Below are 410 nucleotides of genomic sequence, written 5' to 3' on the forward strand. Positions count from 1 at the left end.
CCTTCAGCATGTCGTCGGTCGTCGCATAGAGTGCTGTCGCGAGGGTGTCCACGTCGTTCGTCACAAAACGATCTTGGACACCCTCGTTCTCGTCTCCGCAGGCCCGCTTGGACCACACCACCAGGAGCAACCAGTGTCATACCCGCAACTGCTCACCCCCGAGGAGAAGCTCGCCGACGCGAAGAAGCTGTTGAGCCTCCCGCGTATCGTCGTGATCTGCGGCTCCACCCGCTTCATGACCGAGATGAACGAGGCCGATCTGCGGGAGACCAAAGCCGGAAAGATTGTCGTCAAACCGGGCTGTGACATGAAGTCGCCGCACGAACTTTGGTCCGATCCTGTCGAGGCCGAGGCGCTGAAGGTTCGACTCGACGATCTGCACCGGGCGAAGATCCGGCTCGCTGATGAGG

1 pseudogene is annotated in these 410 nt (G+C 61.0%); it reads left to right on the forward strand.

Annotation, left to right across the window (positions count from 1 at the left end):
- Nucleotides 1–133: 133 nt before the first annotated feature.
- Nucleotides 134–410 (forward strand): annotated as a pseudogene (locus tag DSY14_RS28215) (hypothetical protein); the annotation flags it as partial.

Source organism: Nocardiopsis sp. MG754419 (assembly GCF_018207095.1).
Taxonomy (GTDB): Bacteria; Actinomycetota; Actinomycetes; order Streptosporangiales; family Streptosporangiaceae; genus Nocardiopsis.